We start from the raw sequence: 6,254 nt of genomic DNA, 5'->3' as shown, positions 1-6,254 counted from the left end.
TCCGACTCTATCAGACTCTTTCGTGTCCGATTCCCGGCCGGCCGGGTGCTTTCCAGTTCCACGCTTTCGCGTTTCCCTTTCCGGCGATTCCGACTTTACCAGAAGGTCTTGGCCGGAATTTCCCACCCGATTTTCGGAGCGTTCCGGCACACGAGTGTGCGCGGTTCCCGTTCAGGTGGAGCCGTAAACGTACTGGAGCGGAGCGCCCCGAAGCAAATCGGGGGCCCCGCTCCGGTTCCGTACGTACGACTGTCAGACCTCGACCACGACGGGAAGGATCATCGGGCGCCTGCGGTAGCCGTCCGAGACCCACTTGCCCACTGTGCGACGGATCAGCTGCTGGAGCTGGTGTGGCTCCAGCACGCCGTCCTGGGCCGACTTGTTGAGGGCGTCCTCGATCTTCGGTACGACGGCGCTGAACGCACCGTCGTCGATACCGGAGCCCCTGGCCTGGATGTGGGGGCCGCCCACGATCTTGCCGCTGGAGCTGTCCACCACGATGAAGACGGAGATGATGCCTTCGTCGCCGAGGATGCGGCGGTCCTTGAGGTGGGTCTCGGTGACATCGCCGACCGAGAGGCCGTCGACGTACACATAGCCCGCCTGGACCTTGCCGACGATTCGCGCCCTGCCGTCGACCAGGTCGACCACGACACCGTCCTCCGCGATGACGATGTGGTCCTTGGGGACACCCGTCTTCGCGCCGAGCTCCGCGTTGGCACGTAGATGGCGCCATTCGCCGTGCACCGGCATGAGGTTCTTCGGACGGCAGATGTTGTAGAAGTACAGCAGCTCGCCGGCCGACGCGTGGCCCGAGACATGGACCTTGGCGTTGCCCTTGTGGACGACGTCGGCGCCCCAGCGGGTGAGTCCGTTGATCACGCGGTAGACCGCGTTCTCGTTGCCCGGGATGAGCGACGACGCCAGGATCACCGTGTCGCCCTGGACGATCCGGATCTGGTGGTCGCGGTTGGCCATCCGGGACAGGGCCGCCATCGGCTCGCCCTGCGAGCCGGTGCAGACCAGCACGACCTCGTCGTCCGGGAGGTCGTCGAGTGTCTTGACGTCGACGACCAGGCCCGCGGGCACCCTCAGATAGCCCAGGTCACGGGCGATGCCCATGTTCCTGACCATCGACCGGCCGACGAAGGCGACCCGCCGCCCGTACTCGTGCGCCGCGTCGAGGATCTGCTGGATGCGGTGCACATGGCTGGCGAAGCTCGCCACGATGATGCGCTTCTGGGCGTTCGCGAAGACCGTGCGCAGGACGTTGGAGATGTCACGCTCGGGCGGTACGAAGCCGGGCACCTCCGCGTTGGTCGAGTCGGAGAGCAGCAGGTCGATGCCCTCCTCGCTCAGCCGCGCGAAGGCGTGCAGGTCGGTGAGGCGGCCGTCCAGCGGCAGCTGGTCCATCTTGAAGTCGCCGGTGGCGACGGCCATGCCCGCGGGGGTGCGGATCGCGACCGCGAGGGCATCGGGGATGGAGTGGTTGACGGCGATGAACTCGCAGTCGAAGACGCCGATGCGCTCGCGCCGGCCCTCGGAGACTTCGAGGGTGTACGGGCGGATCCGGTGCTCCTGGAGCTTCGCCTCGATGAGGGCCAGCGTCAGCTTGGAGCCGATCAGCGGGATGTCCGGCTTCAGCCGGAGCAGATAGGGCACACCGCCGATGTGGTCCTCGTGCCCGTGGGTGAGCACGATGCCCTCGACGTCGTCGAGGCGGTCCTTGATGGTGGTGAAATCGGGCAGGATCAGGTCGATGCCCGGCTGCTCCTCCTCGGGGAAGAGCACGCCGCAGTCGACGATCAGCAGCCGGCCTCCGTATTCGAAGACCGTCATGTTCCGGCCGATCTCGCCGAGACCGCCGAGCGGGGTGACCCGCAGGCCGTTCTTCGGAAGCTTCGGCGGTGCGCCGAGTTCAGGATGCGGATGACTCAAAAGACTCTCCTCACCACACACGCCACGTACCCGAGGCACGTGGCGCGCATGATTCGTGCACTTGCAGTTGTCAGAGTGATCTTGCGTATTCAGTTGTGAAGTCTGTGTTTAAAGTTCTACCCCGCCGGCGGCAAGATCGATCTTGAGCTGAGCCGTTTCCTCGGGGGCGAGTTCCACCAGGGGGAGCCGGAGCGGTCCGGCGGGCAGGCCCTGGAGGCTCAGCGCGGCCTTCGTCGTGATCACTCCCTGCGTACGGAACATACCGGTGAAGACCGGCAGCAGACGCTGGTGGATCTCCGTCGCCTTCTGGACGTCGCCCGCGAGGTATGCCTCCAGGAGGGACCGCAGCTCCGGGGTGACGAGATGGCCGACGACCGAGACGAATCCGCAGGCACCCACCGAGAAGAGCGGCAGGTTCAGCATGTCGTCGCCGGAGTACCAGGCCAGGCCACTGCGCGCGATGGCCCAGCTGGCACGGCCGAGGTCGCCCTTGGCGTCCTTGTTGGCCACGATGCGCGGATGCTCGGCCAGCCGGACGATGGTCTCGGTGTTGATCGGCACACCGCTGCGGCCGGGGATGTCGTACAGCATGACGGGCAGCCCGGTGGAGTCCGCGATGGCGGTGAAGTGCCGGAGCAGGCCCTCCTGCGGGGGCTTGTTGTAGTACGGCGTGACGGCGAGCAGGCCGTGCGCGCCGGCGGCCTCGGCACCCCGGGCCAGTTCCAGGCTGTGCCGGGTGTCGTTGGTCCCTACGCCCGCGATGACGTGAGCACGGTCTCCGACCGCTTCCCGTACCGCCCGCACGAGGTCGTTTTTCTCCGCGTCGCTGGTGGTCGGGGACTCGCCGGTGGTGCCGTTGACCACCAGGCCGTCGTTGCCTGCTTCCACCAGATGGGTGGCAAGCCGCTGCGCGCCGTCGATGTCGAGCGCGCCGTCCGCCGTGAAGGGCGTGACCATAGCGGTGAGGACCCGCCCGAAGGGGGTCTGCGGAGTGGAGATCGGAGCCATGGGTACCACGCTACTCGCTGCTCAGTACGCCCCGTCCCCTCGGGGGACGGGAGCTACGGAGCCCGGCACTGCCTGCTCGGGGGTTCAAGCAGTGCCGGGTCCGTTTGATCAGCCTAGATGAACTTAGCCAAAGCGTGCAATCCGGACACCTCACGTGGCTCAGTCGCACACCCGTACCTCAAGGGGCGACTCGGCCGTTGGCATTGAAGGCCGCATGGGTCAGCGGCATGAGGCTCTTCCAGTGCTCTTCCATCTGCTCGCCGACCATCTCGATCTCCCGCTGCGGGAAGGACGGCGTCCGCGCCAGCTCGTGCTGGGTGCGCAGGCCGAGGAAGTGCATCAGTGACCGGGCGTTGCACGTCGCGTACATCGAGGAGAACAGGCCGACCGGGAGCACCGCCCTGGCCACCTCGCGGGCCACGCCCGCGGCCAGCATCTCCTGGTAGGCGTCGTACGCCTGCCGGTAGGAGTCCTCCATGACGCGGCCGGTCAGCTCCTGCTGGGCCGCGGTGCCCTCGACGAACTCGTACTTGCCGGGACGGCCCTGCTGGACCAGCTTGCGGGACCCGCCCGGTACGTAGAAGACCGGCTGCAGCTCCCTGTAGCGGCCCGATTCCTCGTTGTACGACCAGCCGACCCGGTGCCGCATGAACTCACGGAACACGAAGATCGGGGCGCTGATGAAGAAGGTCATCGAGTTGTGCTCGAAGGGGCTGCCGTGCCGGTCCCGCATCAGGTAGTTGATGAGCCCCTTGGAGCGCTCCGGGTCCTTCCGGAGCTCTTCGAGGGACTGCTCGCCCGCCGTGGAGACTCGGGCCGCCCACAGCACATCGGAGTCGCCGGCGCTGTGCTTCACCAGTTCGACGGTGACGTCGCTGCGGAAGCTCGGCTTGGGGTCTGGGGTGGCGGTGTCACTCACCGGCGGGGTCCTTCCATCGCATCGCTCGGGCGGCGCCCACTCTACGGCGCGGCGCCGGTGGCCAGGACCGACGAACCGTCAGCAGAAAAGTTCTGCGAATTCGTGGAAATCGGGCACCGATCGATGGCTTTGAACGTCTGTATGGGTGGAACCAGAGTGGAACCGGAAGTCTCGTGATCCAAGGAGAAGTGCCCCTATGTTCCGCCGGCGAGAGGCCGTCCCGTTCGCATTCGTCGCTGACGCCGACCGCTTCCGTAGCAACATCGAACCGCCGCCCCGTCAACGCCCCAGCCTCTCCCAGCTCGCCGGCCGTGTGCTGGTGGGAGTGACCGTCGTAGCGGGCCTCGCAGGCTCGCTCCTGTTCGGTCTGCCGGCTCTGGCAGCCGATCAGACGCCCGCGCAGACGCATCAGTCCGAAGCGGCGCACGACCACTGACTCGTCCGGACCCCTGGGGTGGTCGGACGATCATCTCATCGGTAGCCTCACCGGGCACAGCCAAACGAGCGTGCTTGTGAGTGAGGATCAGTCGTGCCCCTGCCTTTCCTGACGGCCGACCGCGCGTTCGACGCAGCCGCCGAAAATGCCGGTGATGTCGCGCTGCCGTACGACGACCACGACCAGTGGCGCCGCCCCTACCGCCCCGGACCCTGGCGGGTCGGGGCGGCGGCGGTGTTTCTGCTGCTCGCGTCGTTCATCCTGCTGGCGGCGATGATCATCGCCTTCGCCGGTGCGGTGTCGGGTGCCGGTGTCACCCTCGTCCTCGGTCTCGTCGTCGTGGCCTGCGCCCTTCGGCTGCTGCGGATGGGTGCCTGGGTGAGCAGGCACGGGGTGCGGCGGGTCGGCTTCTTCAGGACGGCCACCATTCCCTGGGGCCGGATGACGGCCGTACGCACCGTGCAGCAGCCGGTCCGCTGGCTCGGGCTGCCGCGCACGGTGCAGGGCGAGGCGCTCCTGCTCGTACAGCAGGGTGGTGAGCAGCTGCCGCCGCTGCTCACCGACCACAGTGCCGACTTCCTGGCACGTCATGAGGCCTTCGACCGGGCGGCGGACACGGTCGAGGCGTGGGGTGCGGAGTACCGGCACCGCTGATCAGGGCAGAGCCGGGCCGGGGCGGTGCACCACCCCGGCGGCCCGCAGGCCCGTCAGATACTGGCGGGCCTGCCCGCGTGCAGGGCGATGGCCCGCTGCATCGCCTTGCGGGCGCGCGGGGTGTCCCGGGCGTCCTGGTAGGCGACCGCGAGGCGGAACCAGCAGCGCCAGTCGTCCGGGCTGTCCTCGGTCTCCTCCTTGCGGCGGACGAAGACCTTGTCGGCCGATTCGCGGTCGATCCGGCCGCTGGGCGTACGGACCAGCTCGTCGACGGGCAGGCCGCCCTCGGCGTCCAGTTCGGCGGCAAGCCGGTTGGCCCGCCGGACGAACTGGGTGTTCTTCCAGAGGAACCAGACGCCGATCAGCGGCAGGATCAGCACGGCCACACCGAAGGTGACCGTGAGGAGCGTGCCGTTCTCGATGAGCAGCACGCCCCGGCTGCCGACCAGGAAGAAGTAGAAGACCAGGACGGCGGCCGTGACGAGGTAGGTGATCTTTGCGCGCATCGGGTCAGCCCAGATCGAGGAAGTGTTCCAGGCCGAAGGTGAGGCCGGGGGTGGTCACCACGCGGCGCGTGCCGAGCAGGATGCCCGGCATGAAGCTGCTGTGGTGCAGGGAGTCGTGGCGGATGGTGAGCGTCTCGCCCTCGCCGCCGAGCAGCACCTCCTGGTGGGCCAGGAGGCCGCGCAGCCGTACGGAGTGCACCGGGACGCCGTCGACACCGGCGCCGCGGGCGCCGTCCAGCGCGGTGCTCGTCGCGTCCGGCTGCGGGGCGCAGCCGGCCTTGTCGCGGGCGGCGGCGATCAGCTGGGCGGTGCGCTGCGCGGTGCCGGACGGGGCGTCCGCCTTGTTGGGGTGGTGCAGCTCGATGACCTCGACGGATTCGAAGAAGCGGGCTGCCGCCTGGGCGAACGTCATGGTGAGCACGGCCCCGATGGAGAAGTTCGGGGCGATGAGGACGCCGGTCTCCGGGGAGGCGGTGAGCCAGGTGCGGAGCTGCGTCAGGCGGTCGTCGGTCCAGCCGGTGGTGCCGACGACGCCGTGGATTCCGTGGCGTACGCAGAATTCCAGGTTCGCCATCACCGATTCGGGGTGCGTCAGGTCGACGGCCACCTGGGCGCCGGACGCGGTGAGGGCGTCGAGCGCGTCGCCGCGGCCGAGTGCGGCGACCAGTTCCATGTCGTCGGCGGCGTCGACGGCCCGTACGGCTTCGGAGCCGATACGGCCCCGTGCGCCGAGGACGGCGACGCGCAGCTTGCTGCTCATGCTTGCTCTTCCTTCATCGCTCGCGCTTCACAC

General features: G+C 68.2%; 7 protein-coding genes. 2 read left to right on the top strand and 5 right to left on the bottom strand.

Features of this window, described 5'->3' with window-relative positions; all coding sequences use genetic code 11:
- Nucleotides 1-252 precede the first annotated feature (252 nt).
- From ACFXBC_RS27510 to thyX, 3 genes are all read right to left on the bottom strand, one after another.
- Complete coding sequence (locus ACFXBC_RS27510; RefSeq protein WP_385029994.1) at nucleotides 253-1,938, bottom strand: ribonuclease J; 1,686 nt, start codon at nucleotides 1,936-1,938, stop codon at nucleotides 253-255.
- 108 nt (nucleotides 1,939-2,046) lie between these two features.
- Nucleotides 2,047-2,946 carry a 4-hydroxy-tetrahydrodipicolinate synthase gene (gene dapA / locus ACFXBC_RS27505; protein ID WP_385029991.1) on the bottom strand — a complete coding sequence of 300 codons (900 nt, stop codon included), beginning with the start codon at nucleotides 2,944-2,946 and terminating at the stop codon, nucleotides 2,047-2,049.
- Nucleotides 2,947-3,124: 178 nt separating this feature from the next.
- Nucleotides 3,125-3,865 carry an FAD-dependent thymidylate synthase gene (thyX, locus tag ACFXBC_RS27500; protein ID WP_385029988.1) on the bottom strand — a complete coding sequence of 247 codons (741 nt, stop codon included), beginning with the start codon at nucleotides 3,863-3,865 and terminating at the stop codon, nucleotides 3,125-3,127.
- A 196-nt stretch (nucleotides 3,866-4,061) separates the two neighbouring features.
- Here thyX and ACFXBC_RS27495 point away from each other — a divergent pair, with 196 nt between their 5' ends.
- Nucleotides 4,062-4,301, top strand: coding sequence for a hypothetical protein (locus tag ACFXBC_RS27495; RefSeq protein WP_385029986.1), 240 nt, complete (start codon nucleotides 4,062-4,064; stop codon nucleotides 4,299-4,301).
- A gap of 93 nt (nucleotides 4,302-4,394) precedes the next feature.
- Nucleotides 4,395-4,955 (top strand): hypothetical protein, encoded by a 561-nt coding sequence (locus ACFXBC_RS27490; RefSeq protein WP_385029983.1) that lies wholly within the window; start codon nucleotides 4,395-4,397, stop codon nucleotides 4,953-4,955.
- 53 nt (nucleotides 4,956-5,008) lie between these two features.
- Here the strand turns inward: ACFXBC_RS27490 and ACFXBC_RS27485 are convergent, their stop codons facing one another.
- Both ACFXBC_RS27485 and dapB read right to left on the bottom strand, forming a co-directional pair.
- Complete coding sequence (locus ACFXBC_RS27485) at nucleotides 5,009-5,461, bottom strand: hypothetical protein (protein WP_385029980.1); 453 nt, start codon at nucleotides 5,459-5,461, stop codon at nucleotides 5,009-5,011.
- Between the two features lie 4 nt (nucleotides 5,462-5,465).
- Nucleotides 5,466-6,221, bottom strand: a complete 756-nt coding sequence (gene dapB, locus ACFXBC_RS27480; RefSeq protein WP_385029977.1) for a 4-hydroxy-tetrahydrodipicolinate reductase — start codon at nucleotides 6,219-6,221, stop codon at nucleotides 5,466-5,468.
- Nucleotides 6,222-6,254 lie beyond the last annotated feature (33 nt).

The organism is Streptomyces sp. NPDC059398, assembly GCF_042751845.1.
GTDB lineage: Bacteria > Actinomycetota > Actinomycetes > Streptomycetales > Streptomycetaceae > Streptomyces.
This window is presented reverse-complemented; position numbering and strand designations above follow the sequence as displayed.

Excerpts from the sequence above, each read along its gene's own strand:
- ACFXBC_RS27495 (WP_385029986.1), top strand. The coding sequence starts at position 4,062 with ATGTTCCGCCGGCGAGAGGCCGTCCCGTTCGCATTCGTCGCTGACGCC.
- dapA (WP_385029991.1), bottom strand. The coding sequence starts at position 2,946 with ATGGCTCCGATCTCCACTCCGCAGACCCCCTTCGGGCGGGTCCTCACC.
- dapB (WP_385029977.1), bottom strand. The coding sequence starts at position 6,221 with ATGAGCAGCAAGCTGCGCGTCGCCGTCCTCGGCGCACGGGGCCGTATC.
- ACFXBC_RS27485 (WP_385029980.1), bottom strand. The coding sequence starts at position 5,461 with ATGCGCGCAAAGATCACCTACCTCGTCACGGCCGCCGTCCTGGTCTTC.